21 protein-coding genes and 1 pseudogene are annotated in these 26,189 nt (G+C 57.2%); 14 read left to right on the forward strand and 8 right to left on the reverse strand.

Features of this window, described 5'->3' with window-relative positions; translation table 11 throughout:
* Positions 1–18: 18 nt before the first annotated feature.
* The 12 genes and pseudogenes from JSY17_RS10155 (at position 19) to JSY17_RS10210 (ending at position 16,696) form a co-directional block, all read left to right on the forward strand.
* Positions 19–903 (forward strand): TatD family hydrolase, encoded by an 885-nt coding sequence (locus JSY17_RS10155; RefSeq protein ID WP_117163181.1) that lies wholly within the window; start codon positions 19–21, stop codon positions 901–903.
* Positions 900–2,126 (forward strand): metabolite traffic protein EboE, encoded by a 1,227-nt coding sequence (gene eboE / locus JSY17_RS10160; protein ID WP_206401642.1) that lies wholly within the window; start codon positions 900–902, stop codon positions 2,124–2,126. Before JSY17_RS10155 ends, eboE begins: the two co-directional genes overlap by 4 nt.
* On the forward strand, positions 2,116–3,555 hold the full coding sequence (locus JSY17_RS10165) for an alkaline phosphatase family protein (RefSeq protein WP_206401770.1): 1,440 nt from the start codon (positions 2,116–2,118) through the stop codon (positions 3,553–3,555). The genes eboE and JSY17_RS10165 overlap by 11 nt, the downstream gene beginning before the upstream one ends.
* Positions 3,534–4,703, forward strand: coding sequence for a hypothetical protein (locus JSY17_RS10170; protein ID WP_206401644.1), 1,170 nt, complete (start codon positions 3,534–3,536; stop codon positions 4,701–4,703). Before JSY17_RS10165 ends, JSY17_RS10170 begins: the two co-directional genes overlap by 22 nt.
* Positions 4,704–4,707: 4 nt before the next feature.
* Positions 4,708–7,101 (forward strand): hypothetical protein, encoded by a 2,394-nt coding sequence (locus JSY17_RS10175; RefSeq protein ID WP_206401646.1) that lies wholly within the window; start codon positions 4,708–4,710, stop codon positions 7,099–7,101.
* A gap of 59 nt (positions 7,102–7,160) precedes the next feature.
* A complete protein-coding gene (locus JSY17_RS10180) occupies positions 7,161–8,099 on the forward strand; it encodes a hypothetical protein (protein ID WP_206401648.1) in 939 nt (312 codons plus the stop codon).
* A gap of 18 nt (positions 8,100–8,117) precedes the next feature.
* Positions 8,118–9,410, forward strand: coding sequence for a hypothetical protein (locus JSY17_RS10185; RefSeq protein WP_206401650.1), 1,293 nt, complete (start codon positions 8,118–8,120; stop codon positions 9,408–9,410).
* A gap of 3 nt (positions 9,411–9,413) precedes the next feature.
* Positions 9,414–11,243 carry a hypothetical protein gene (locus tag JSY17_RS10190; protein ID WP_206401651.1) on the forward strand — a complete coding sequence of 610 codons (1,830 nt, stop codon included), beginning with the start codon at positions 9,414–9,416 and terminating at the stop codon, positions 11,241–11,243.
* Positions 11,244–11,272: 29 nt separating this feature from the next.
* Positions 11,273–12,334, forward strand: a complete 1,062-nt coding sequence (locus JSY17_RS10195) for a hypothetical protein (RefSeq protein WP_206401653.1) — start codon at positions 11,273–11,275, stop codon at positions 12,332–12,334.
* Positions 12,335–12,532: 198 nt separating this feature from the next.
* A pseudogene (locus JSY17_RS10200) lies at positions 12,533–13,386 on the forward strand (IS5 family transposase).
* Between the two features lie 304 nt (positions 13,387–13,690).
* On the forward strand, positions 13,691–14,362 hold the full coding sequence (locus JSY17_RS10205; protein WP_206401655.1) for a hypothetical protein: 672 nt from the start codon (positions 13,691–13,693) through the stop codon (positions 14,360–14,362).
* Between the two features lie 162 nt (positions 14,363–14,524).
* The gene (locus JSY17_RS10210; protein ID WP_206401657.1) at positions 14,525–16,696 is read left to right on the forward strand and encodes a TonB-dependent receptor family protein; all 2,172 of its coding nucleotides are present in this window, start codon (positions 14,525–14,527) and stop codon (positions 16,694–16,696) included.
* 48 nt (positions 16,697–16,744) lie between these two features.
* On the opposite strand, the gene JSY17_RS10215 is transcribed toward JSY17_RS10210, so the two are convergent.
* The gene (locus JSY17_RS10215; RefSeq protein WP_117163172.1) at positions 16,745–17,293 is read right to left on the reverse strand and encodes a cupin domain-containing protein; all 549 of its coding nucleotides are present in this window, start codon (positions 17,291–17,293) and stop codon (positions 16,745–16,747) included.
* 114 nt (positions 17,294–17,407) lie between these two features.
* Complete coding sequence (locus JSY17_RS10220) at positions 17,408–18,163, reverse strand: gamma-glutamyl-gamma-aminobutyrate hydrolase family protein (protein ID WP_206401659.1); 756 nt, start codon at positions 18,161–18,163, stop codon at positions 17,408–17,410.
* A gap of 121 nt (positions 18,164–18,284) precedes the next feature.
* On the opposite strand from JSY17_RS10220, the gene JSY17_RS10225 reads away from it, so the two are divergent.
* Positions 18,285–19,157, forward strand: coding sequence for a LysR family transcriptional regulator (locus tag JSY17_RS10225; RefSeq protein WP_117185566.1), 873 nt, complete (start codon positions 18,285–18,287; stop codon positions 19,155–19,157).
* 41 nt (positions 19,158–19,198) lie between these two features.
* On the opposite strand, the gene JSY17_RS10230 is transcribed toward JSY17_RS10225, so the two are convergent.
* Complete coding sequence (locus JSY17_RS10230; RefSeq protein ID WP_117163169.1) at positions 19,199–19,810, reverse strand: FMN-dependent NADH-azoreductase; 612 nt, start codon at positions 19,808–19,810, stop codon at positions 19,199–19,201.
* Between the two features lie 22 nt (positions 19,811–19,832).
* A complete protein-coding gene (locus tag JSY17_RS10235) occupies positions 19,833–20,624 on the reverse strand; it encodes an alpha/beta fold hydrolase (protein ID WP_201014616.1) in 792 nt (263 codons plus the stop codon).
* Between the two features lie 123 nt (positions 20,625–20,747).
* Here JSY17_RS10235 and JSY17_RS10240 point away from each other — a divergent pair, with 123 nt between their 5' ends.
* The gene (locus JSY17_RS10240; protein WP_206401660.1) at positions 20,748–21,749 is read left to right on the forward strand and encodes a GlxA family transcriptional regulator; all 1,002 of its coding nucleotides are present in this window, start codon (positions 20,748–20,750) and stop codon (positions 21,747–21,749) included.
* A gap of 30 nt (positions 21,750–21,779) precedes the next feature.
* On the opposite strand, the gene JSY17_RS10245 is transcribed toward JSY17_RS10240, so the two are convergent.
* The 4 genes from JSY17_RS10245 to JSY17_RS10260 all read right to left on the reverse strand — a co-directional run bounded on the left by JSY17_RS10245 (position 21,780) and on the right by JSY17_RS10260 (position 26,187).
* Positions 21,780–23,054: a sensor histidine kinase gene (locus tag JSY17_RS10245; protein ID WP_206401662.1), complete on the reverse strand. Its 1,275-nt coding sequence runs from the start codon at positions 23,052–23,054 to the stop codon at positions 21,780–21,782.
* 93 nt (positions 23,055–23,147) lie between these two features.
* The gene (gene treS / locus JSY17_RS10250) at positions 23,148–25,208 is read right to left on the reverse strand and encodes a maltose alpha-D-glucosyltransferase (protein ID WP_122371429.1); all 2,061 of its coding nucleotides are present in this window, start codon (positions 25,206–25,208) and stop codon (positions 23,148–23,150) included.
* Between the two features lie 107 nt (positions 25,209–25,315).
* Positions 25,316–25,891 carry a LysR substrate-binding domain-containing protein gene (locus JSY17_RS10255; protein WP_232849406.1) on the reverse strand — a complete coding sequence of 192 codons (576 nt, stop codon included), beginning with the start codon at positions 25,889–25,891 and terminating at the stop codon, positions 25,316–25,318.
* A complete protein-coding gene (locus JSY17_RS10260; protein WP_232849383.1) occupies positions 25,840–26,187 on the reverse strand; it encodes a helix-turn-helix domain-containing protein in 348 nt (115 codons plus the stop codon). Before JSY17_RS10260 ends, JSY17_RS10255 begins: the two co-directional genes overlap by 52 nt.
* Positions 26,188–26,189: the final 2 nt, after the last annotated feature.

The following is a 26,189-nucleotide window of genomic DNA, read 5'->3' on the forward strand; positions in this document are numbered from 1 at the left end:
GCATTACGAGGATGTTCCATGCCCAAGTATTTCGATCCGCACATCCACATGGTAAGCCGTACCACGGACGACTATCAGAACATGGCCGCTGCCGGGATCACCGGAGTCATCGAACCCGCTTTCTGGCAAGGCCAGGCACGCACCAGCGTCGGAAGCTTTGTCGACTACTTCGATATGCTGCTGGGCTGGGAGCGCTTCCGCGCCAGCATGTTCGGCATCCATCATTTCTGCACCATCGGGCTCAACCCCAAGGAAGCCAACGACCTGTCGATCGCCTACGAAGTACTGGATATCCTGCCTCGCTATCTGGTCAAGGATGGCGTGGTCGCAGTCGGGGAAATCGGCTATGACGATATCACTCCCGAAGAGGACCGTTTTCTCGCCGCGCAACTGGAACTGGCCAAGCAGTTCAAACTTCCGGTTCTGGTCCACACTCCGCATCGCGACAAGATTGGCGGCACCAAACGCACTCTGGCGGTGATCCGGGAAGTCGACATTCCCGAAAACCTGGTCATCATCGATCACCTGAACGAGTTGACCCTGCCGCTGGTGATGGAAACCGACTGCTGGCGCGGCCACTCGATCTACCCCAACACCAAGATGTCGGAGCAACGCATGGTGGCGCTGCTCAAGGAATACGGCACGGAAAAGATGGTGGTCAACAGCGCCGCGGACTGGGGCATCAGCGACCCGCTCAAGGTGCCGAAAACCGGACAGGCAATGCTGGCGGCCGGCTTCACCGAAGCTCAGGTCGAACAAGTGCTGTTCAATAATCCGGTGGACTTCTTCGCCCAGAGCGGGCAACTGGACAAGACTCTGGTCAGCACCCCACTGCCCATCGATCAGCGCAAGCAATGGCAGGAAAACTCGGCTCTGCGCGGCCAGGAACCGGTGGTCAAATGAGCGCCGTGTCCGGCTGGACCGCTGCCCAGATCGGCTATTGCAGCAACGTGCATCCTGCACCCGGGCTGGCTGAGCTGTGCGCCTCCATCGAGCAGCATTTCCAGGGCGTACGTCAGCAACGCAAGCTGACCGAGCAGGAAAGCGGCCTGTGGATCAGTGCCCAGGCGGCTCAGGAACTGCAGGATGCAAGGGCGCGCAAGGACTTTCTGGATGTGTTGACGCGCTCCGGCGTGCGTCTGACATCACTCAACGGCTTTCCCTACGGCCAGTTTCACAAGGGCGCGGTGAAAGCCGAGGTCTACCTGCCCAGTTGGGCGGACACCGAACGACTGACCTACAGCCAGCAACTGGCTGAAATTCTGGCCGAGGCCTTGCCTGCGGACTGCGATCAAGGCGTGATCTCCAGCGTGCCACTGGGTTACGCCGCCCACTGGAGCCCGGAGCGGCAGCAACGTGCCGAAGAACTGCTTGCGCAACTGACATCTTCCCTGGCCAGTCTGCGGCACAAGACCGGCAAGAAGATCGTGATCTGCCTGGAAATGGAACCGGACTGCGTACTGGAAAACACCACCCAGTCCATCGAGTTCTTCCAACGCCTGCAAGCTCGCGATCCCCATCACGAGCATCTGGCGCTGTGCTTCGATGTCTGCCATCAGGCCGTCGTGTTCGAGCACTGCTACCAGTCTCTTCAAAGGCTGCGCGAAGCCGGAGTTCCGGTGGGCAAGATCCAGTTATCCAATGCGATGATCTGCCATCTGCCTGCCGAAGACGAAAGTCGTCGTGAACAGGTTCTTGATGCTCTGGGCGATTTTGCCGAAGCCACCTACCTGCATCAGGTCAAGACTCTGGACACCCAGGGCCGGTTGAAGGCTTGGCACGACCTGCCTGCGGCGCTGGAAAATCCGGAGCAGAGCAGCGAACTGAGGATTCATTTCCACGTGCCGCTGTTCAGCGAGCAACTGCTGTTGCCGGAACTGAGCGGCAGCCAGCAGGCCTTGAGCCAGACCTTCGACTTCCTGGCTGACCATGCCGATTTCAGGCCTGTGCTGGAAGCGGAAACCTACAGCTGGAACGTCCTGCCTTCTGCCATACGGCCACAAACCGAACGGGCGTTGCTGCTGGGCATCGCAGCCGAACTGCAATGGGTCGAAAATCAACTGCGCCAGCGTGGTCTGCTGATTGCCGATGCCCATAAGCAAAGGGCGTATGCCGATGCGATCTGACCTGCCGCCCCTGCTGCTGATCAATGTGGTGGGCCTGACACCCGGCTTGCTGGGCGAGGCCACGCCGCAGATCAATGCCTTGCTGAAAAATGCGCAGATGGCCAGCTTGCAGCCGGTGTTTCCGGCGGTGACTTCCACTGTGCAGGCCTCCATCCTTACCGGCCAGCCACCTTCGAAGCATGGTGTCGTCGGTAATGGCTGGTATTTCCGTGACCAGGCCGAAGTACGTTTCTGGCTGCAACCCAACGACCTGATCCAGGGCGAAAAGGTCTGGCACGCTCTCAAGCGTGAGCATCCGGACTTTCGCAGCAGCCAGTTGTTCTGGTGGTTCAACATGTACGCCGATGTGGATGCGTCCATCACACCACGGCCCCACTACCCCGCTGACGGGCGCAAGATGTTCGGTCTGTATTCATCACCGGCATCGCTGCATGAGGTCATCGAGCAGCAGATTGGCGAGTTTCCCTTCCCGGGTTTCTGGGGACCCGCCGCCGGCATCGCGTCCAGCCGCTGGATCGTGGATTGCGCCATGGCCGAGTTCCGCATCAACCGGCCCAATCTGCAACTGGTCTATCTGCCGCACCTGGACTACAGCCTGCAACGCCACGGGCCGGATCATCCGTCGATTGCCGATGAAGTACGCGCCATCGACCATGAAGTCGGCCGCTTGCTGGCCTTCGCCGAACAGCACGGTGCCAAGGTCATGCTGCTGTCGGAATACGGCATAGAAGCGGTTCAGCAATCGGTATCGATCAACCGGGTGCTGCGCTCGGAGGGTTTGCTGCAGGTGCGTCAGTCGCTGTCCTGGGAACTGCTGGATCCGGGGGCCAGTGCAGCCTTTGCCGTCACCGACCACCAGATTGCCCATATCTACGTGAAACGGGCACAAGATATCCCCACAGTAAAAGCCCTGCTGCAGCGCCAGCCAGGCATCGAGCAGGTACTGGACAAGACCGAGCAGCAGGCCTGGCAACTGGATCATCCGCGCAGCGGCGAACTGGTGGCCATTGCCGAGGCCGGTTTCTGGTTCGATTACTACTACTGGTTCGATGATCGCAAGGCACCCGACTTTGCCCGCACCGTGGATATTCATCGCAAACCCGGTTACGACCCGCTGGAGTTGTTCATCGATCCGGCCATCCGTTTCCCGAAACTGAAAGTGGCGCGCCGCCTGCTGCAGAAAAAACTCGGCTTTCGCTACTACATGGACTTGATCCCTCTCGATACCCGACTGATTCGCGGCAGCCATGGACGCTTGCCCGGCGATGAACAGTCAGGCCCGTTAATCATTACAAATTGCGAACTGCAGTTGCCGGAGCGTCTTCCTGCAACCGCCGTCAAGCAACTGCTTCTGGAGTACTTCCGGGGGCACCAACACCGTGATCAGGCGAATGCCAAGGAGATTTCATGCGGCGAGCCCTTTATGTAAGCGTTCTGAGCGCCATGGCCGGTCTGGCTCAGGCGCAGACACCCAGCCCGGCCTCTTTCGATTGCACCAGTTTCCTCAAGTTCGGTGCCAATCCCGCCACTACCTGGACGCAGTTCCAGCAGAGCCCTGAAACCATGGCCTGGAACTGGTTTGCCTGCCTCAACCAGCCAGCGGCTCAAGGCGACCCCAATCGGGTCTGGGAAACCCTCAAGCCCAGCGATCAGGTTTATCTGCCCAATGGTGCCAAGCCTCTGCCCTATGCCCAGCGCGAACCGCTGCCGGATCCGGTAAAAAAACAGGCCCAGGCCTCGAACATGAACATGCAGCGAGCCTTCCAGAACCTGGACAGCGTGCAGCAGGTGGACGGCCTGATCCTGCAAATGGGTAATCAGGTGCCTGCGGCGCAGTTGGGCAAGCCGGTACGTTTTCACCTGCAGATGAGTGAAGACACCTTCAATTACATCGTTGAAAAGAACGTCTACAACATCAACGGTCAGGCAGCCCTGACCAGCAACCTGAACTTTCCCTCGACAGCCTGGGAGCTGAAAACCTCCTGGCTGTGGATCGGTACCGACCAGACGTTCATGCAGCAACTGACCAATGATGGTTATTACATCATTCAGGCCTATTACCTGGAGGACGACGAGAAAACCTACAACGTGGGTTATGCCGCCCTCAGCGGTATGCATGTCATCAACAAGCTGTCGCCAAGCTGGGTCTGGACCACCTTCGAGAACAAGAACAACAGCAAGTACAGCGTGACCAATGACACGCCGGCAAAACCGATGATCAACGTCACCGGACCAACAGCAGCGGCCAAACCGGTCAACACGGCCTTCCAGGCCCAATACCCGGCGCTGGCGCAGTACGAACTGATCGGCGTTCAGTATCAGAACGACGGGCAACTGCTGGCCAACTCGCAACTGGAGTCGGCTTTCCAGAGCAATTCCGATTGCCTGGCCTGCCACAGCACAGCGGCCTACTCAAAGACAAAACACTATTTCAACTTCGCGCTCCCCAAAAACGACGGCATCGTCTATCCGGTCAAGGAACTGCCGGACTCGGTCTATGCCGGCTACCAGAAACTGGACTTCGTCTGGTCGCTGAAGCGTGCCCAGTGGCAACGACCTGCACCTAAAGGAGAGTGACCCCATGAGCGTGTTGAATTTCCCTCGTATCTATTTCAACGGCCATATGTTCTGGAACCCTCCAACGGCCAATAACAACGACATGTTTCCGCTGTACGACGCAGTCAAGATGCAGATGAACTGGCCGTTTCTGAAGGACTACGGCATCACGCCTGAAAACGCTGCCAGCACTCTGATGCCCTGGACCATCGCGCCGATTCCGAAGGTGCCTGATTACGTCCTGGAAGTACCGGGCAATTACGGCGCAGGCGGCACTCCCGGCGAATGGAACCTGTTTGGTGACAATGGCTGCGGTACAGTGGGCTACAAGGATATTCAGTCCTTGGTCATTGGCGGAGAACTGCAGAACAACAGCTATATCAGCCAGGATGATTTGGTCAACAAAAGCTACCAACTGGTAGGCAATCCTTTTGGCAGCACTGCCCAGACACCAGCCCGTTTCGTTGATGTAAGCCCTTGGCAGAACACCTTCACAGCGCTGTACTTCGACAAGCTGATCATAGGCGATAGCCAGTGTGGCCTGACCCTAAATCGCCAGCACCGTATGCTTGATCGTTTTCTGAATTTCAACTGGGCGGGAATATTCCGAGGCCTGAGTTATGCCACTACTACTTGGCAAACTTGTTTTCCCAAAGAAAACCTGGAATGGGTAACAGGTAGCTCGGTACTGTTGCAGACCCTCAAACAACAGATGGAACAGCAAAACGCCAAAGGCTTGATGTTCCGATTCTCGACCTATCTGACTTACTACGACAAGAACGGCATTTTCAACGATTACCCGCCCTTTATCACACATCCTACGGGCGATGAGGATCCGGCAAAAATACTGACAGAAATGCAGGCCATGTATCAGAAAGGCCTGGATAACGTTGCAGATATCTTCTTCAACCCGGCTTATAGCCGTACGGCTGGTACCTTGGGGCTATGGTTCGAGGATGAATTCCCGACTGCACCTGCCGGGCGTCGTCTGGTTCCGGCATCACCCATCAGCGTTTACAAGACTACGCCGGGCGATACATCTCCTCTAGTACAACTGGGGGTGATTTCGGCTCAGGTACAGCCTGAGAGCAACATTCTTTCTCTGGATCTGGGAACAGGCTTCCCCTTCTATCCGAAAGATAAAGCAGCACCAGTTCCTGTTGCGGAAAAATTTCATGCAGGCGACGTTCAGGTGGGGGTGCGAACCAACGGACAATTCAGCCAAGTCGCAAGTTTCGGATTCGATCAATATCAACAGTCCGCTTTCGACAAGCGTTCCGGGATTCTCGACCTTACCCTGACGCCCGATGCCATCAGCAAACTGCAAAGCGGGCCGCTGGAACTGCAGTTGCCAGGCTCGTCACCCACGACCGCCGCCACACAGCAAATGTGGACCGCCGAAGTCGTGGAAAGCGCCAGCTTCATCGATGTGGGCGATACCAAGACGCTGAACATCATGGTTCAGTACGATGGCAAACCGGCGGCGAATGCCGAGGTCTGGGTAGCGGAATACAACAACGCCTTTTCAGTGACCACCAGCAGCTATTATCTGGCCTTCAGTAATGCAGCAGATTTCACTCTATTCAGCAATTACCCACCTACTTATGAGCAGAACGTATCCGTGCTGCCGCAATTTCTCAATACTCCTCCCGTATTGAGCCTGGCCGCCGATGGTAGCGGTCGCCAGCTAACGGAGTTTTTACCTCCCCTGACTGCAAGCGTAGCGAAGAACGACTCACCGGGAGAGGTCACCTATCAGACCTACCTGAGCAACCCGACAGCACTGGCACTTACGCCTTGTCTATCGCTGGCCAATGCCATTCCACAGCAAGGCACTCTGGAAGGAAAAAACGGCAGTACCGTGAACTACAGCGTGGCGAAGATCAAGACAGATGCCAACGGTGTCGCTCAATTGACCTTTACCGCACAGGCTCCGGGTTTCCCAACCCTGCGTTTCTTCGTGCAAGAAGGCGAAGAGTCTCCCCAGGTTCCTTTCAGCTTCAACTACCTGTCAGCCTATACCGACTTCCTGGCACCACTGCGGGTTCTTCCTCTGGAACCGGAACTGCAACAGGACTTCATCAGCTACTGGAACAGCATCTGCGAACAGCAGGAGGCCCGTGTATTGATCTGGGAGAAGTTCATCTACCCACGAATCCTGGAGCCCTTCTATTACCTGTATCCGATCATGGCCAAGTACATGCCGCTCAACTCTCTGAAGCGCATAGAAGGCGCGGTCGATCAGTTGATTGTGCTGATCAGCAAGCCATACCAGGAAGAAAGCACCCTGGCGATGCCCATCACCCGTGACATGCCACAAAGCCGACGCGCCGTGCTGGAGCTTTGGGCGCAATCCCTCGTCAAGGGCAACTATCCGCCCATGCCCCTGAGCATGAGCGACTTCCCGCAAAGCTGTTAAAACCCGGCAGGAAAGCGCGGATGGCAAACATGCCATCCGCCATTTCAAAGGAGTGTGGTATGAAATCCAGCGTTCTGATTCGGTTGTTCGTGTTGTCGAGTCTGCTGTTCTGCAATTCCCTGTTTGCGCAGGGCGACGGCGATATCTACCCGACCATGGGCGTACACAACACCGCAGGCTGCAATGAAAAGAACGGCAACTGCATTGCCAAACGAAACCCGACCGACCCCAGCGATCCGTTCTTCCCGGCATTCTGGGTCAGTGACTGGACCATGTATCGGGTCACTACTGACAGCTACAAGAAAAACCCGCCGCCTTACAGCAACCCACCCGCCACTTTGAAGCCCAGTGACTACAGCGTTTCCAAGGGCACCAGCTATTACGACACCACTTACATTCCCGCCGACGGCGATGGCTACGGCGCGATGATGGAGCACTACGAGAAATACTGCCTGCCGATCTTCCCGATCAAGGACAACAATTACACCTGCTCCTTCGTATCGCTGGGCAACAAGGCGTACTTCCTGACCTACGAGCAGGACCGCCCCAAGGGCATGCCCGCCTGTTGCATGTTCTCGCCCATGAACCACCCGCCTCGCCAGGACTTCATCCAGCACCTGCCCTACAGCGTCGAGCGCAGCAAAAACCTCAATGCCAGCGTGCAGGCCTACTCCATCGATGTACCGGGGCCGGATGGTCCGATCCTGTTCGGTTATTCATTCTTCAAGGACGCCACCAGCGACCAGAAAGGCCAGGCTCCTTATCGGCATCCGCAATCCTTCTTCTTTTCAGGCGATGTCTCCACCGCCAATGCTCCCATCGTCAGCCAGAACTACACCAACTTTCGCGTGAGCAAACCTGACCCGGCCACCACTTGGGCACAAGTGGCGAAGATGTGTCCGACAAACCCCGAGCCCTGCCAGCTGTTCAACCCGCCAGCCACGCTGAGCAATGGCAAAAAGGCGCAATGGAACAACCTGATGCCCAACAAGCCCTGACAGACAAGGACGTATGCCATGAATTCTCGATATCGTCTTGCCCTGGCACTGCTTGGCAGTGTCAGCCTGCCTGCCCTGGCTCTGGAACAACCGATGCCTGATGTGTCGGTGACGAGCCTCAACTGCCAGCTTCCCGGCAGCGCCCCAGCCGCCAAAAGCGGCCAGGACCTGTTCGATCTGTACAGCTGGCAGATGTTCATCGCCCTGAACTGGCCCGTAACGGATGGTCAGCGCGGAGTCCCCGACTGCAGCAAGAAGCCTGGCGATGCGGGCTACACCGTCTGGCAGAGCTACAAGAACGTCAGTGAAATATTCCCGGCGGACGGCAGTAATCCAGGCCCCTGGAATACTCCGTTGACCGGCCGGAATCTGGGCATGATCAATATTTCGGCCCTGAAAAATACCGGCGTACTTCAGGCGGTCGATCAGGCCGTGGGGGGCTGGCTGATCGATCAGCGCGGCAATCCGACCTATTACGACATCTCGGCCAACGAGGTTTCGTACAACTACATCGTGGCCAACAACTTCTACAACGCCAATGTGGTTTCCAAGGCCAGCAATATTTCCTTCCCGAACGGGGTCATCGAGGTCAAGTCCAGCTGGCGTATCCTCACGCCAGCCGATAATGCCAGTCGTTACCTGACGGTTCATTCGCAGGTCGATCTGTTCGATGATCAGGGCAAGCCCACCGGTGCTGTGGCAGATGCCTACCTGGGGCTGGTGGGTCTGCATATCATCACCAAGGTGCAGGGCTACCCACAGTGGATCTGGTCCACCTTCGAGCAGGTCGACAATGTGCCACCCAAGAAGGAGTCGGGAGGCCAATGGGTAGACAATCCGACCTCCGGCATCAATTACTCCTACTTCAACCCGCATGCCGAGCCTGCCAGCCTCAATCAGTCCCCGTGCGACTGGCAGACGCAAGATAACAAGATGGTGTGCGTGCCCAAGGCCGGCACCACCTTCCAGACCCCGAACCCGCTGAACCGGGTAACGCCGATTGCTCTCTCCACCGAACTGATCAACAAGGGATTCCAGCTCAATCCCGGCCTGCAGCAGAGCGCTCTGAAGTACTACCAGCTCGTCACGACCCAGCGCCCGTTCAATCCGAACAACCCGGGTAATCCGTTGGGCCAGCCGACTCCGGCACTCTCGGCCAACGTCACGATGGAAAGCTATATCCAGGAAAACAGCAGTTGCATGACCTGCCACTCCATGGCGACACCGGTCGGCAGCCCTTACAAGGCCGACTTTTCCTACATGTTCAAATTTGCACAACCCGCCGCCCAAGGCGCCAAGGACGAGAAATAGATCATGAGCATTCTCAATGGACCACGATTGAATTTCTGGGGTGGCATCAGCACGGATGTGAGTGTGCCGAACAATTCGGCGACTCTCGATGAGAACAACAATACAAAGTTCAATCTGTTCGACGTGACCACCTCCACCATTGCTCCAGAGGCACAGCCTTACACCGATGAGCAATTGAATGAAAAGATCAACGCGCCCTCCAGCTCTCCTCCAACCACCGGTTATACCAAAGGCGGCTGGAATCACTATGGCCAGCATCTCGTGACCATGGACACGCAGATCAGTTCGCAAGGCAATCCAGGGGCCATCAACACCAGTGGCGATCAGATAGGGCAACCGGTCTATCTGCTCGGCTCGCTGGATCCGGCAACCGGCCAGAGCGGCTCATCCGGACCGATGATGGTGGATCTGGACCCGACCTCAATGTACACCACCCAAATATTTGTCGGTGGCTTGCAGATCGGTAACAGCGACGATGTACAGCTGTTGATTCGGTGCAATAGCGTATGCAGCAGCATGGATGTGAAGCAGAGGCTCCTGGGACCAGAGAGCATGGATGCGCCCGGATCCTGTTACTTCAGCGGCACATTCCAGCTGACCTTTCCGTTAAACAGTATCGTCAGTTACAACCAGAACAGCGAAATCCTGCAGTCGATCATAAAGGCACCCGGTGCAACCGGTATCGTCTTGCGCTTTGTCATGTTCGAGATGTGCCCGACCATGACCACGCCACAACTGGACGCAGATTATGCCGCCAGGAAGTTCTCCTCCAACCCTAGTATCGGCAGGGTCATAGGCACCCTGGCACCGGCTTTTGCCGACGAACCGGTCACCTGCCCGGCGGGTCGACAATTGGTCAACCAATACACCCAAAACACCGGTTTCGCGACCCTCAATGACAACGGTCTATTGAGTATCGATATGGTGAACCTCATTCCCAAGCAGACGTTCAGGGCAGATCGTGTGGGTATCACCAGCCCTATAGGTCCCAACGCCGATTACGGACCTATCAGTTTCTGCGTCGGCACTACGCCCCTGACAACCTTGGCAATCTTGCCGGCGGACAGTGAATATGCGCTGAACTACTACCTGTACGGTGGCATCGTGGATTTGCTTCTGGATGCCAGCCAGACGTCCCAGGTAAAAACCCAGCCCCTCTCCATAACGGCTCCCAATCAGGTGCTCGACACCTGGAAAGGCCAGGAAACAAAACTGAATATTACCGAGTCGGTTTATCGACTATATACCGACCAGCGAAATATCTATCTGGAAGACCACCCCACTGGCCTGACTATTCCATTGCAGGTCAGGTATCTGGGTGGGCCTGTTCCCTCCGACACCGCTATTGGAGTCTCGATTGGCAAAACCCTCGACTGCCTGAACTATCTCCCATCGGTATCAGTACCCGCCCATCAGCTTGCGGTCGATATCGATATCACTCTTAAAACCGGGACCGAAGCCTTGGCGGGTTTCAGCGTATTGACCTACACCGTCGTCGATAAGGCGAGCCATAGTATCTCGTCGTACTTCACCAACTTCCGCAAATACTCCCAGACAGACTTCGGCATCGCCAAAGGCAGCATCATCACCTGGGATCAGGTATACCCCAACGTGCTGCGCTTTCACTATCTGGCCTTCCCTGCCATGTCCCGTTATGTACCGCTTAACCAGCCAAATGCAGTCATGGGGGCCAAGGACGCCATTCTCAGACGTATATCGGACAATTACAAAGGCACCACCCTGTACATGCCAGTGGTTCGCTCGATGTCGCCCAGTCAGCGCGCCTTGTTGAGCGCCTACCTGACAGGCACGCCCTGGCAGCCGTTGCCATGAGTGCCCAACCCATGGCTATGGAGAGCCTGATGACTGTGCCCATTGAAATTCCCGCCCGTCCCGTTGAGCGTCTGTGCGCCAGTACTTTCATTGCCGAAGGTTTGCTGAACCCGCGAGGCCTGTGTACCGGGCCGGATGGCAACCTGCTGCTGACCGAAGCCGGATCGGGGCTGCCCGATGCGCCTTTGAGCGGTCGCATCAGCGTGCTGCGCCCTGATCCGAAAAACCCGGGGGCTTATCTGCCTGCCGAACCTCTGGCCCAAGGCTTTCGCGCCATGAACATGCAGCCTCGCATGCTGCGGGACGAAATCATGGGCGTTTCGGATATCGCCTGGGGTGACGGGCGCTTTCTGGTCAGCCAGACCGACTATGTGCAGGGCTCGAAGATCCTGGATATCCAGTACTCGCCGCCCGAGCCGGTATTCCGCAGCCAGGGCAACCTGAACTCCCTGTGCTATCACCCCACCCGTCATAGCTGGCTGGCAGTCAAGCCCGATACCAACCAGCTGGTGGAGTTCAGGCACGGCAACGAAAACGAACTCATCCTGACCCAATTGCCCGATCTGGCTCAGGGGCAGGAAGCGGTGCCCGTGACTCTGGTTTATGAACCGAAGACCGGAGCCGTCCTGATCAGCCTGTTTTCCGGAGAGTTGCGCGCCGACCCCGAGCGTCAGGGCATCGACTTTGTCGACAGGGCCGGCCAGGTCATCCGGGTCTGGCCCGACACCGGCAAGATCGAACTGCTGATCAGCGGACTGCAACTGCCCACCGGCCTGGCCATTCGCCCGGATGGCAGCGTACTGGTGCTGGAACTGTGCGACCGGCTGCTGCAACCTTTGCGCCCCGAATGGGCCGGCGAACCCTTGCATGGAGGTTTCGAGCGGTTCAGCGGCAGATTATTGAGCTGCGATTTGCAAACCCGGGACATCACCGTCCTCGCCACAGGGCTGGATACCCCTTCCAACCTGTGCCTTGTGGAGAATGCCGTGATCGTCAGTGAAGGCATGGGGCTCACCGGGCGTCTGCTGCCCGGTCGGGAAAATACAGTGGTGCCACTGACCGGGAGATTGCGGCGAGTGCATGTATTGTAGAAACATAAGGATTCTCTAGTTCAGCACAGCGCCGTCTGCTGTGCTGAAATAGTCCACCACTACCGCCAAAATCAGCAACCAGTCCCATGAGTCAGATGAGCTTTTTAGGCTCTGTATGAAAACCTTTGAAACCCCGTCGCAGCCACTAGTGGCCTGATTTTCCGTAGAGTTCTCGCCTTTTAAGCGAGGGATTCTGCCATGCCCAAGCGATACGAACTTTCCGACGCAGATTGGGAACTAGTCGCTGATCTTTTTACTGCTCATCGTCGTACTGGGCGCCCAAGAGCCGAGGATCGCTTGATGCTCAATGGCGTGTTGTGGGTGCTTTGCTCGGGGGCAGCCTGGAGGGACATGCCTGAGCGGTTCGGGCCATGGTCGACGGTCTATCAGCGCTTTCGAGATTGGCGCAACCAGGGCACCTTCAACAAAATGCTCAAACGATTGCACGTCAAGCTCAATGCCCAAGGACTGATTGACTTGAACACCTGGTGCATCGACTCAACGGCCGTTAGGGCCACCCGAGCCTCTTCTGGGGCAGGTCAAAAAGGTGGCCGCAAGAACCGAGGGACCACGCGCTTGGACGAAGTCGGGGTGGGTTAACGACGAAAATTCACATGGTCAGTGACGCCTGCGGCGTACCGCTGCACTTCAGGCTCTCAGGCGGGCAAGTCAGCGACATTTCACAGGCTCAGCCACTGCTGGATGGTGTGCACATTCTCTCTAATCGAGGTCGGCCACGTAAGAGATGCCGTTGGCTATTGGCCGATAAGGGCTATGACGCGGAGTCCTTGCGGCAGTATTGCGACCGCTATCGAATGCAGCCGGTGATTCCGCTGCGTGACATGAAACGCAAACCCAAACCGGGTTTACCACGGCTGTTTAACAGGCCCAAGTATCGATAGCGCAACGCTATTGAGCGGCTATTTGGCTGGCTAAAGGAGCACCGTCGCCTGGCGACACGCTACTGCAAACTGGCGGAAAGCTTTGCAGCGATGGTCACACTCGCTTGCTGGCGGCGGTGTCTACGACATTACTTTTCGTACACTGCCTAGGGTTGAAAGTACGCTTATAAAGACGTGAAAGGATCGAATCTGCCCACTCCACTATGGTCCTGTGATGCCCCTGATTGTTAGCTTCTGAGCGGCAAAAGCTAATTTCGGAGATCCTTGACTCCCAGAAAACCCTCCGTGCAATACGGGAAGACACGTACCTATCTCACCTCAGAAGATATTTGCAATCCACCATTACTGGCCGAGAGCGCTAGGCTAGAAAGACCAATATGCTGCGATGACCATTGACTTTTTAGACCATAAAAATGCATTTTAGTCGACTCACGCACCAAAAGGCATTATCGACATGGAACAACCTTCAGAGCCTATAATTGTCGGCACAGAGTTCAAATCTCCGTATCAATGGGCAGCGAAGATCGCACCAAACAACCTACTGATACCCTATAAAAATGCGTTATTATGGCTTGAGGGCATGGCCTTCAACTCCATTGAGGATCTAGAAGAAAAAATAAAAGAGGTAATATATTACCAAGAGCATGGAAGCATGCCCTACGAAACAACTCCAGCGCCTTTTACCACAAACAACAACAACACACCCCAAACCTCCTCACCGGACACAAACACAACGGAATGGAACACCGTAAAAGCCTCCTCCCGTAAAAAAACCGTCCACAAACCCAAAATCACAGATGATGAATTGGCAACCCAAATAATGCGTCGAGCACATAATATATTTAAAAATTCCTGGAACTACGCCGGACCAACATTAAGAATTAGCGACGTTTACGAGCATTTCAACAAATACAAATCAAGCTACAACTCCAACACCTTAAAAAACAAAATAAGACTTGAGATGATTAAAAGCACATACACAATAAAAGCTGGCTACCACTACGAAGTTGGCAGCAGTTTCGGAAAAGGCAACGGCTTCAACATAAAGATCAAAAAAACATTCAAAGACCAGTCAAAGCAAGCAGAAGAAAAAGCTTTCGCTCAGGTACATATAACTTGGGAGTAGCTCCATGGTGAGACTGATGAATAACTCCCTCAGTCGTAAACTGCATATCAATATTTTTCCCAAATGGATTATTGCAGTGAATGCCGCAAGTGACGCCATCCCTCTGTCCGGCATCGAATACCTATTCTGCGGCACAGTGGTCGTTCTCAAGGAACAAGGCATATGCACTTGCAACACTCCCTCCCTTTCCCTCTCTCGCGTCTGAACACGGCCAGGCTGCTCGGGTTCAGCGCTGCTCTCGCCTGCGCCAATCTCGTTCAGGCTCAGAATGGCGATGCCAATACCGTCAACCTGGCCGATATCGAGGTGTCGGCCGGTACGGTCAGCGCAGCCGAGGCGTCACGGGAGCAAGGGAAGAAAGTACCGGGAGCCACCAATGTCGTGGACCTGAACGATGTCGAGCAAGGCCGTGTGGCCAACAATGAAGATGTCTTCAGGTATCAGCCCGGCATCTATGCCAAGGCCGCCAACAACGAAGGCGCGAAGATTTCCATTCGCGGCTCGGGCATCAACCGGGCACCGGGCGCACATGCTTCCGGACTGTTTGAAATGCTCGACGGTCTGCCGCTGACCGGCCCTGGCGGTACACCGTATGAACTGAAGGAACCTCTGTGGCTGAGCCATGTGGACGTGCGCCGCGGTGCCAACGGCTTCGATCAGGGTTCTCTGGCGCTGGGCGGCTCGATCAATTACCTGACCCGCACCGGCCATGACGCACCAAAACTGCAACTGCGTTACGAAGCCGGTAGCCACGGCTACGCCAAGCGTCAGATCAGTTCCGGGCAGGTTCTGGGGGATCTGGATTACTACGTCAGCCTGACCGACTCGAACTATGACGGTTTTCAGGATCAGAGTTCCGGCGGCAGCAAAGGCATTGCCGCCAATGTCGGCTACCGCTTCAACCCGAATATCGAGACCCGCTTTTACTTCCGCTACCGGGAAACCGATAACGACACACCGGGTCGACTCACCAAAGACCAGATCCGGCACGACCCGCGTGCCGCAAACTCGCTCAATGTGGCCCGCGACTCCAAACGCCTGCAACCGGGCAGCACCTGGCTGGCCAACAAGACCACGTTTTACCTGGATGACGACTCCAGAGTGGAAGCCGGTCTGGTCTATCACGACTATCCCATGGACCTGCGCGAAGGCACCAACCGCCTGAAAGTCGCCTACACCGATATCAGTGGCACGCTGAACTACATTCGTCAGGACCAGTTGGCCGGGCATCAAAGCATCACCACCATCGGCCTGCGTACCACCAAAGGTCTGCCGAACAATGGTGCCTCCGAATACGTGCGGATTCCCACAGGCAACACCGCCGGTTTTGCCGTTGGCACCAAGACTCGGGATTACAGCTACCTGGGTTCCGACACGGCGCTGCACCTTGGCAACGATCTGGAGCTGGTCCCGGACTTGTGGCTGACCACCGGTATCGCAGCCATCTATACCCGCCGCGAGACGGAAGTGACTTACCCTGAGGTCAACGACCCGGTCAGCACCCATGACTGGGATTACGCCGCCCGCCTCGGCCTTCGCTACGAGTTCACGCCGCAATTGCAGGTGTACGGCAACCTCAGCCGTTCGGTGGAGCCGCCTCATGCATGGTCGATGATCTGGGGCTCGAACAAATTCTTCCCAGCCGGAAGTGGAGCCGCGACCGGTCTGCAACGGGCAGGCGTGAAACTGGAAAACCAGACCGCCACCACCCTGGAACTGGGCGGACGCGGGGAAAGCGAAATCGGACGCTGGGACCTTGCCTGGTATTACTCGCAGGTACGCCATGAGTTGCTGAGCATCGAAACCCAGGCCGCCACCCTGACCACTTCGCAGATCATTGCGGAATCCAATGCCAGCCCGACCATTCACCAAGGGGTCGAAGCCAGCCTGGACAGTACGCTGTGGCAAGGCGGCGCGGCCGGCAAGCTGGCCTTGCTCCAGGCTTATACCTACAGCGACTTCCATTACCGTGATGACGACCGATTCGGTGACAACCAGTTGGCCGGCATCCCGAAACACTACTATCAGGCTCAACTGCGCTACAGCCATCCCACCGGCTTCTACGTCGGGCTGAACACCGAGCATGCGTCAAGAATTGCCGTGGACTATGCCAATTCCTTCTACGCAGACGCCTACACCTTGCTGGGGGCAACACTGGGTTATGCCTCGCCCAAGGATGACTGGCAGACCTGGCTGGATCTGCGCAACCTGACCAACAAGCGCTATGCCAGTACCGTGACACCGGGTTATGACGACCGAGGACAGGATGTGGCGCGCTCGACGCCGGGCGATGGCCTGGGTGTCTATGCCGGGGTTTCCTGGAGTCTGCGCTGAGATGACATGCTCCCCATCGGCTTGCCCTGTGCAAGCGATGGGGACCGGTCAGAAGTTTGCAGGCGTGTTGGCGCTGATGATTTCGGCCTCGTCCTGGCCGATATTGCGGAAACGATGGGGCAAGGTGGTGGGGAAATAATAGCCATCCCCGGCAGTCAGGATATTGATCTGTCCATCGATGGTCAGCTCGATTGTCCCGCGAGTGACCAGACCGCACTCCTCGCCTTCGGCATGCACGATGGGTTCGTCACCGGAACTGGCACCCGGCGCGTATTGCTCACGCAGAAAACGCATCTGCCGGCTCGGCAGCGTCGCGCCGACCAGCAAGAGGCGCAGTCCGTTACGCCCCAGATCGGGCTGATCACTGGCGCGAAACACATACTGGTCCTGTCCGGGCGGCTGATCGAAGGTGAAGAAATCCGCCAGGGTCATGGGAATGCCCTCGAGCAGTTTCTTGAGAGAACTGACCGAAGGACTTACCCGATTCTGCTCGATCAGAGAGATCGTGGCATTGGTCACACCGCTGCGTCTGGCCAGCTCGCGCTGAGACAACTTGTAGCTTTCGCGTACCAGCTTGAGTCGTGCTCCCGTGTCCATAGCCGCCTTACATGAGAAATATCCGGTGAATTAGGCGCGGTTGATGGCAGACACCACACCCCCACAAAAGCCGCGTATTAAATCACGTTTGCCAGCGTACGGAACATCGTCCGGCTATCGCTGGCTGCGGCGTTGCGCATAAACCTGACAGGCTTCACGAAATGCCTCGAACAGGCGCAACGACACCGGATTGTCCAGAAACTGCCACTCGGGATGCCACTGCACGCCCAGCACGAATCCGGGCGCTGAAGGCATGGAAACCGCTTCGACCAGACCATCCGGTGCCAGGGCTTCTGCACGCAACTCTCCCGCCAGCCGGTCGATGCCCTGGCTATGCAGGCTGTTGACCTCAAAACCGGGAGCCAGCCCAAGCGAATCCAGAACGCCGCCAGGCCGCACCTGTACAGCATGCTGCGGGGCATATTGCTCTTCCAGCAGCTCGCTTTTCGGCTCGCGATGGTCCATGTAGTCCGGCAGTTCATGGACACGCTGGTGCAGGCTGCCCCCCAGGGCCACGTTCAGTTCCTGAAAGCCCCGGCAGATACAGAAAACCGGCACCCCCCTGGCAATGGCCTGCCGCAGCAGCGGCAAGGTATTGCGATCACGAAACACATCATGTTGGGTACCTTCGGCGCTGGGCGCGCCCTGATAGTGGCGCGGCTCGACATTGGAGGGCGAACCGGTAAACAGCAGGCCATCCAGATGCGCCAGCAACTGCACAGGATCGGTTGGCGTGGTCAACGCAGGCAAGACCACAGGAATACCGGCAAACGCGGCTGCTTCGACATATTTGTCACCTGCCGTATGGGACGAATATTTGCCCAGTTGTTGACGACACGCGGTAACGCCAATCATGGGAAGGTTCGACATGATTCAACCTCTTCGACGATGTGCGAGGGCCTGTAAAGCCGCTATCGCGTTCAATGGCATGAGTCTAAGATAGTCATTACTGCAATTGGCATGGGCATTCTGGCAATGGAAATATGCAGCGATGCAATATGAGATCAATCACGCCGACCTGGCTCTGGTGCTGGCATTGGTGCGCGGACGCACTCTGGCGCGGGCGGCAGAATTGCTGCAGGTGGATATATCCACGGTATTCCGCTCCATCAGAAGGCTCGAAGCGGCATTGGGCACGGCGCTGTTCGAGAAGAACCGTCGCGGCTACATTCCCACCGACACGGCTCAGGCCATGTCCGAGCAGGCCGAACGAGCGGAGCTGGCTCTCAATGCCGCGCGCGTGGCCCTGCAACAAGGAGAAAATGTGGTCAGCGGCACGGTGCGCCTGACCTGCACCGACGCCGTCCTGCACAGTCTGCTGCTACCCGCCCTCGCCCGCTTCATGGCGGCCTACCCGGCACTGACCCTGGAGCTGGCGACCTCCAATACCTTTGCCAACCTGAGCCGCCGCGATGCAGACATTGCCCTGCGCCTGACCAATACGCCGCCCGAGCATCTGATCGGCCGTCAGCTGGGCACTGCTCACTACGTCATTTGCGGCCACCCGGATTATCGCGAGCCACTGCAGGAGTCCGCGAATTCAGTACCCTGGATCAGCCCGGACGATTCAATGCCGGACCATACCTCGGTGATCTGGCGCAGACAGGCATTTCCTGCCGTCGTGCCACGCTATCGATGCAGCAGCATGTCGGCCGTCTCGCAACTGGTGGCTGCCGGACTGGGTGTGGCGGCCATGCCCGACTTCACCGCCCGCAACCTGCCGGGCAGCGAGGTGCTGAGCCCTCCCCTGGAAGGCTGCAGCACCGACCTGTGGCTACTGACACGTCCCGATTGCCGGGCATTGCGTTCGGTTCAGGTACTGATGGACGAACTGACACCGCTGCTGCGCAGCGCGCTGGAGTGAAAAAGCAGCCATAAGCTTCAAGCTGCAAGCGTCAAACCCTTTCAGATCGATAGTTCAACAATTGCCGCCCTGGCCTGCTCGATCCCCTTGTTGCGCACTTCTTCGGTTTTCGATGCGCCTTCGGCTCTGACCACCTGCACATCGGTGACGCCCAGAAAACCGAAGAAGGCCTTTAGATAGCTTTCCTGAAAGTCCATATGCCCCGCCGGTCCCTGCGCATAAAAACCGCCACGAGCCGAGACGATAATGACCCGCTTGCCGACGGTCAGGCCGACAGGACCTTTATCCGTGTATTTGAAGGTACGCCCCATCTGCGCAATACGGTCCAGCCAGGCTTTCAGATGACTCGACACAGAAAAGTTGTACATGGGCGCGCCGATCACCAGCACATCGCTGGCCAGAAACTCGTTTACCAGCGCTTCCGATACCAGATGTTCCTGCCGGGCGCTGTCATCGACAGCGCTGCTACCGCCCGGACGGAATCCGGCTGCAATGGCACCATTAAGGTGTCTGATTTCGTTGAGAGCCAGATCGCGGTACTCAACCTGAGCATCGGGATGGCTGGCCTTGATGTGAGCCACAGTGGCGGCAGACAGATCACGGGTTACAGAACTATTGCCCAGAATGCTGGAGTCGATATGCAGGATTTTCATTTCAGCCTCACGTTTACGGGGGTTATCGGTTAGAGGATTCCTGGCCTGTTTCCCTGGCGGCCCGGTCAATCAGCGCAGCCACTTCTTCGGGGTGAGAAAGCAGAGACAGATGACTGGAGCGGATGGAGGTGATTTGTGCGCCAATCTGCCGGGCAATGACCTTCTGCACGTCGGGAGGCAGAGCCTTGTCACTTTCCGTCTGCAGATACCAGCTGGGCTTTTCATGCCAGGCCGCATGCCGGACCTTTCCGGCAAAACTGTCCGCCGATATGGGCTGCTGGACCGCGGCCAGTTCCTGTACCTTTTTCATGGGCAGATCCGCTGCCATGACCTGCTGAAATGCCTGGGGATCGTCCAGCCAGATCAGGCCTTGATCATCGGGTACCAGCCCCTCCATGGGGGCATCGAGCCTGTGCAACAGATCGGCCACCGACTCACCGCTGTCGGGAACCAGCGCGCTGAGATAGACCAGGCCTTTGACATTGTCTTCATTACCCGCCTGGCTGATCACGGCCCCGGCCCAGGAGTGGCCCACCAGCAGCACATCGCCCTTCTGGCGTTTCAGCACTCTTTCGGTGGCAAGGACATCATCGTCCAGTGAAGTCAGCGGGTTCTGTACCGCGGTGACGCGATAGCCCCTGGCCTGAAGTCTGGCAATGACAGGAGACCAGCTGGAACCATCGGCAAATGCGCCATGCACCAGCACGATACTGCGCACGCCCTGCTCTGCAGGGGCGGCCATGCTCTGCCCGGCACTGAACAGCATCGTCAATCCGAGCGCCGCAGCGAGTTGGCCAGATTTGAGAAACTTCATGGGGAAACGCCTGAATGACTTGATGGAGAAAAGTCTATAGAGGCTCTCGAAAAGGCATCAGATGGCAAACCAGACATGTTTCATGCAAAACTCGCCAATGCGTGACATTCATCAGGAGTCCCTATGCGCATTGCGATCGTTGCCGTGGATGGCAGCCTGCTGTCGGCGATTGCCGGTCTGTCGGATATGTTCTGGATCACCAATCAGGCATTGCGCAGCCCGCCGCAAGGGGCTGCAAAAAGCCTCATCAATCAGGCCGGTCTCGAATTCGAAACCACCATCGTCAGCGCCGATGGCAAGGTCATGCGCGACCCTCAGGGTCGGCAGATTCCGGTGGACGGCTCGTTTCATGACCTGACCGATTGCGATGTCGCCCTTGTCACCGGGATGGCCCTCGGGCCGGACGGGCTGCCGCCGTTATCCGACTCGATCCGTCAGGCCGCGGACTGGCTCAAGAGCAGCCACGAAAAAGGCATGCTGATTGGCGCAGCCTGTGCCGGTGGGTTTGTGCTGGGGGAGTCCGGCCTGCTGAACGGCAGACGCTGCACCACCACATGGTGGCTGCATCACGCCTTCAAGCAACGCTTTCCGAGGGCACTTCCCGTCTGGGGCACGGCCGTGGAAGAACAGGACGGAATCATCACCACAGGAGGTCCGCTGTCCTGGGTCGACCTGGCCCTGCATGTGATCAGACGTCAGGCCGGGGCCGAAGTCGCCAGGCTGGCCGCGGACATTTCCGTTGCCGACAGCCTGCCGCTGCCACAACTGGTGTATGCGCCTCGGGGGTTCGTCAATGCAGCCGATCCGTTATTGCTGCAGGCAGAACAGATCATCCGCCATATCAATCCCGAACTGACAGCAGGAGGCTTGGCAAAAGCCCTGAACATGAGCGAGCGAACCCTGCATCGCCGGCTCAAGGAACTGACCAATGAATCCCCCAAGACGTTCATCACTCGGGTCAGGATAGAAACCGCCTGCGTGCTTCTGGAAACGCCGGGCAGCAGCGTCAAGCAAGTGGCTCTCAAGTGCGGCTACAGCGAAGAAACCGCATTCCGCCGCGCCTTTATCCAGTCGACCGGCATGACACCCGCCGATTACAAACGCTGGTCGAACGGGCGCAATTGAACGGCCTTTCGGATACATCCGGTCCTGCGCTCAACTGCTGTGCAGCCGCACTTCAAACCGGCAGCCATTGGGCTCACGGCTGGTCAGCAGCACCTGCCACTGCTGGTTGGCACAGATGCGTTGTACCAGTGAAAGCCCCAGGCCCAGACCATTGCCTCGTTGTTCATCGCCCCTGACAAAGGGTTGAAACATTTCCTGCTGCTTCTCGACGGGAATCCCTATGCCGCTATCTTCGACAACAAAGCTGTCCGCCCTCAGGGTCAGGCGAATGAAACCCTGGTCGGTGTAGTGCCAGGCATTACGCAGCAGGTTGCCCATGACCGAATGCAGAAGTGTCGCGTTGTAGAGGGTGTCGGATGTTTCGAGAGGTTCATGGATCAGCTCCAGGCCTTTCTGTCCGATGGGCTCCCTCCAGAATTCGACCAGTTCCCTGGCCACCATCGACAGTGTCGAACGCGGTCCCTGACTGGGTTGATTGCTTTCGGCACGCGCCAGCAGCAGAAAGGTTTCCACCAGTTGCTGCATGGCGGCACTGGCTCTGGCAATGCGCACCACCTGTGAATGAGAGCGCGGGTCCAGGCTCGGATTTTCCAGCAGCAGTTCACTGGAGCTGATCAGAATCATCAAGGGCGTGCGCAGCTCATGGCTGACGTCACTGGTAAACAGCTTCTCGCGCCCCAGTGCGGCACGTAGCTGGTCCATGGTCTTGTCGAACGCCAAGGCCAGGGTGCCCACTTCGTCCTGGGCATATTCGGGGGCCAGTGCAGGGGCCAGGCCCATGAACTGTTCACGCTGCCGGACCTGGCGAGACAGGCTTACCACCGGCGCAATCACGCGATGGGCCAGCAAACGCCCCAACAGAATGGCCAGCAGCACGCTCAACACAAAGCTGATGAAGACCACGACCAGCAGGATTCTTTCACGCTTGATGGAGCTGTACAGGTCGCGCAACAGCACATACTTGCGGCCGCTCACGGATTCGACCATCGCGTGATAAGGGCGGTTTTCCCAGGTCAGCTCATGAAAACCTTCGCCAAGCTCCTCAAGAGAGGGCGTCATCGCCAGGTCCCCCGCTCCGCCCTGAACGTAGAACAGCGAACGCTTATAAGGCCGATGCCGCCAGTCATCTGCGTTCTCCATCATCAATAGCCGGTGCAAGTCACTGCCGAGTGTGATGATGGCCAGCCTCTTCTCGACAACATGGACTGTAGCAACGACACCTATCGCAAAAACTCCGGCAATCAGTGCGCTCATCAACGCAAAAACCGTGACGATACGTTGCTTCAGGCTGTGCTTGTTTTCCATGGACTTTCCGACAACAGGACAATGCTCGACGACCCGAAATCACTCAAGCCTTCAGGCGTGAGTGATTATCGGGGAGCGGATGTCATGATTTCGTCAAGAAATGGTGCTGACCACGCGCAATGCCAGTCCCTCGTAGGCATCCAGAGTAATGGTGAATTCGCCCTCGGACGTCAGATCCCCTTCCACTCGCTCATTGATGATGTCAACCACAAGACCGGCAGCGATGTCCGGCAGGTGCAGGGTTTCGACAATGGTCTGAGAACTGAAGTTGAGAGCCGTTATCTGAATGCCCTTGTCGGCGGGCAACTCATGGACCATCACCAACAGGCCGGGATGCTCCACATCGGGGATCAATATCTGGCGACTGGCGGCAATGTCGTAGGCTCGACGCACGGCGAGTATTTTCTTGAGCTGCGAGGCGAACGAGTCCGGACGCTGCAACTGGCTGATCAGGCTGCCGTACAGGGTTTTGGGGCGAGGCATATTGCCGGCGGAAAACTCTGCCTCCGGGTCAAGATCCACCAGATCATAGGCCCCGCGATGAATCCAGCGTGTATCGCCGTCCTGCATCAAATGCTGGACCTGCTCGGCAGGCAATGGCAATGCCCCCACCAGATCCCAGCCGGACAGGGCGAAAACCCCGGGCTGCATGGCGTTGTACATCACCAGCAGCAAGTGGATGTGCTGGATCTGCCTGATATCTGCCTCGGTGATGGTATCGAGATCACGAATCCCCAAGGCTGCCGTAATGATACTGGCCGTGGTGCAGGACACACCATTGGTGACGAATTTGAGGTTGTAGGGGGCATGCTCTCCCGCCAGGTGCTCGTACATCTCTTCGCGGATATGCTCGCGCAGGATATTTCCGGGAAAGGTCTGCCCCTGATAGTGGTACGTGTCATGGGCATGCAGGGTCCAGAAATGCACCAGTTCCAGGGTCAGTTCATCATGGTTCTGCAACGCATGGATCAAGGACGCCGGATCGATGCCGAACGCATGCACCTGACGCAGCATGAGACGCAGAAACTCGGTGGTGCCGGTCACCAGTGCATGCTGATAGGCAGGCCGAGTAATGAAGTCATAGGACAGATCGGCACCGCCATGGGACATGGCTGCGATATCGTCCAGGGTCAGGTTCAGCTCCTGAAAGCTGAAACCGCCCGCCTTGCGGATCGCGCCACCCAGCAACTGGTTGCCGGTAATCGACAGCGGATGGCTTTCCGACCAGGCGGTACCTTCGGCCTTGCGTTCCACGCCCAGAAAACCGTTGGCATCCAGCCGCAGAACTCTGGCGCCCATGGCATCGATGGCATGCAGTGCATCGCCGATGATCATCTGCTGCGCGGCAAAACTGGGGTCCAGCCAGTTGAGCGAGGGTTGACCTTCCTTGAAGTAATGCAGGTAAACCCAGCGCCGGGCCTTGCCATCCACACCATGAACGACGGCTGTGGCACTCCAGTCGGTTTCCTTGACACCCGGCTCGAAGAAAATGACCCGCTGCAATTGTCCGACGATGTAATGCTTGTCCCGGAGCTGATCGACCACCTCGGGCATCAGGTTGATTGCATCCCTTCCAGCAGGCACATCCGGCAACAGTGACCAGTCCTCCTCGCGGATCTCCACCATGTGGTAGAGGCCGGGGTAATCCTCATAGGCCATTTCCGCCAGGCGGAAATCGGCGCCTTTGCCGGTATGTGACGGAATCACATCATCAATGATGACCGCATTGTGCGCAGCAGCGATACGACTGAGATTCAGTAACTGGGCTTCGGTACCCAGTTGCGGGTCGATACCGAAACTGATCCGGTCGAAATTGCCGTCGATGCTGGGGGTGAGACTGCGACCTTGCAGGCCACCGGAAAGCTTGAGCGGTCCGTTATGGATACCCTGGATGCCGATCTCGGACAATGAGTGCCAAAGCGCTTCATCCCCCAGAGCCTCCAGAACCGAACCGCCTTCACGGGTGATGATCGACGCCGGATAAGCTGTGAACCAGACAGAAGCTATCGCCGAAGCATCTCTGGGACGGGCCTGGGCAAAGGGGCGCTGCCATAACCTGCCCTGTCCGCCATAGGATTTGGCCCGCTGCCTTGCGGTATTGAGCATCGATTGTTCAACCAGCCAGTCCAGATACTGCTTGTCCGGTGTCGTCATAGGTTCAGTCATCCACGTCCATTAGCTCAAAACAGACCGCAGGCGACCTGTCCCGAATTCACTACCTATGGGTATGAGCGCCGGCGATGGAAAACGTTGCATCCGGTTTACGTGGCCAGACGCTGAACCGGAACAAGGGACGGTTTTTTCAGGGTCTGCAGCACGGCATTGGACGCATTGGACAGCAGCGATGTGGGCCGAGCAATGACGCTGATATTGCGCATGATCACCGTAGGTAACGGAACGGGCTCAAGGTCGCGGAAACGACCGGTCAGCAAGGCGCTGGGCAGGATCGAAATGCAATGTCCCTTGACTACCAGGTCCAGCAGAGTTTCCACGCAGCTGAGTTCGCCCCGATGGCTGAAGCGCAACTGGGCCGAGGCCAGATGATTGTGCAGTCGCTCCAGACCCGGATGACGCCAGGCGACATAGCGCACGGTTTGCGAGAGCTCGGTAAAGCTGCGCATCGAAGGTTGTCGGCTCTTGGCGCAGGCCAGCACGTAATAGTCGGACCAGTGATGATGCTCGATATAGTGCTCGCTCAACACTGTGCTGGGCAGAATCAGGATATCGGCCAGCTCTTTTCTCAAGGGATCCAGGGAAGGGTTCTGTTCGTTGCTGTGCACAACGCTCAAATGGATATCCGGGTAAAACCGGGCCAGGAAATCCAGTGATGTATCCAGACTCGTTTCGAGAATATGGGTGAAATAGTGGATGGTGACGGTACCGCTGGCCCCATTTTTTTTAGTTGCTCAAGCGTCGCCATGATGTTTCCCAGGGTCTGGGTAATGACTTTTCCTTCCGGGGTCAGGGTGCAGCCTGTGCGGCTGCGGATGAACAGGCGTTTTTCGAAGAAATCCTCAACCTCCTTGATGGCGTAGCTGATATTGGACTGACTGCAACCCAGAATGGCCGCAGCCTCCGAGAAAGAACCATGCAATGCAACGGCTTGAACGACTTTGAAGAAATGGGTTTTCATAT

The organism is Pseudomonas capsici (assembly GCF_017165765.1).
In the GTDB taxonomy this organism is placed as follows: Bacteria; Pseudomonadota; Gammaproteobacteria; order Pseudomonadales; family Pseudomonadaceae; genus Aquipseudomonas; species Aquipseudomonas capsici.

Bases quoted from the DNA above. Each gene is read 5' to 3' on its own strand.
- JSY17_RS10215 (WP_117163172.1), bottom strand. From the start codon at position 17,293: ATGGACACGGGAGCACGACTCAAGCTGGTACGCGAAAGCTACAAGTTG.
- JSY17_RS10180 (WP_206401648.1), top strand. From the start codon at position 7,161: ATGAAATCCAGCGTTCTGATTCGGTTGTTCGTGTTGTCGAGTCTGCTG.
- JSY17_RS10260 (WP_232849383.1), bottom strand. From the start codon at position 26,187: ATGAAAACCCATTTCTTCAAAGTCGTTCAAGCCGTTGCATTGCATGGT.
- JSY17_RS10175 (WP_206401646.1), top strand. From the start codon at position 4,708: ATGAGCGTGTTGAATTTCCCTCGTATCTATTTCAACGGCCATATGTTC.
- JSY17_RS10245 (WP_206401662.1), bottom strand. From the start codon at position 23,054: ATGGAAAACAAGCACAGCCTGAAGCAACGTATCGTCACGGTTTTTGCG.
- JSY17_RS10170 (WP_206401644.1), top strand. From the start codon at position 3,534: ATGCGGCGAGCCCTTTATGTAAGCGTTCTGAGCGCCATGGCCGGTCTG.
- treS (WP_122371429.1), bottom strand. From the start codon at position 25,208: ATGACGACACCGGACAAGCAGTATCTGGACTGGCTGGTTGAACAATCG.
- JSY17_RS10240 (WP_206401660.1), top strand. From the start codon at position 20,748: ATGCGCATTGCGATCGTTGCCGTGGATGGCAGCCTGCTGTCGGCGATT.
- JSY17_RS10235 (WP_201014616.1), bottom strand. From the start codon at position 20,624: ATGAAGTTTCTCAAATCTGGCCAACTCGCTGCGGCGCTCGGATTGACG.
- JSY17_RS10220 (WP_206401659.1), bottom strand. From the start codon at position 18,163: ATGTCGAACCTTCCCATGATTGGCGTTACCGCGTGTCGTCAACAACTG.
- JSY17_RS10230 (WP_117163169.1), bottom strand. From the start codon at position 19,810: ATGAAAATCCTGCATATCGACTCCAGCATTCTGGGCAATAGTTCTGTA.
- JSY17_RS10185 (WP_206401650.1), top strand. From the start codon at position 8,118: ATGAATTCTCGATATCGTCTTGCCCTGGCACTGCTTGGCAGTGTCAGC.
- JSY17_RS10205 (WP_206401655.1), top strand. From the start codon at position 13,691: ATGGAACAACCTTCAGAGCCTATAATTGTCGGCACAGAGTTCAAATCT.
- eboE (WP_206401642.1), top strand. From the start codon at position 900: ATGAGCGCCGTGTCCGGCTGGACCGCTGCCCAGATCGGCTATTGCAGC.
- JSY17_RS10195 (WP_206401653.1), top strand. From the start codon at position 11,273: ATGACTGTGCCCATTGAAATTCCCGCCCGTCCCGTTGAGCGTCTGTGC.
- JSY17_RS10155 (WP_117163181.1), top strand. From the start codon at position 19: ATGCCCAAGTATTTCGATCCGCACATCCACATGGTAAGCCGTACCACG.
- JSY17_RS10210 (WP_206401657.1), top strand. From the start codon at position 14,525: ATGCACTTGCAACACTCCCTCCCTTTCCCTCTCTCGCGTCTGAACACG.
- JSY17_RS10165 (WP_206401770.1), top strand. From the start codon at position 2,116: ATGCGATCTGACCTGCCGCCCCTGCTGCTGATCAATGTGGTGGGCCTG.
- JSY17_RS10225 (WP_117185566.1), top strand. From the start codon at position 18,285: ATGCAATATGAGATCAATCACGCCGACCTGGCTCTGGTGCTGGCATTG.
- JSY17_RS10190 (WP_206401651.1), top strand. From the start codon at position 9,414: ATGAGCATTCTCAATGGACCACGATTGAATTTCTGGGGTGGCATCAGC.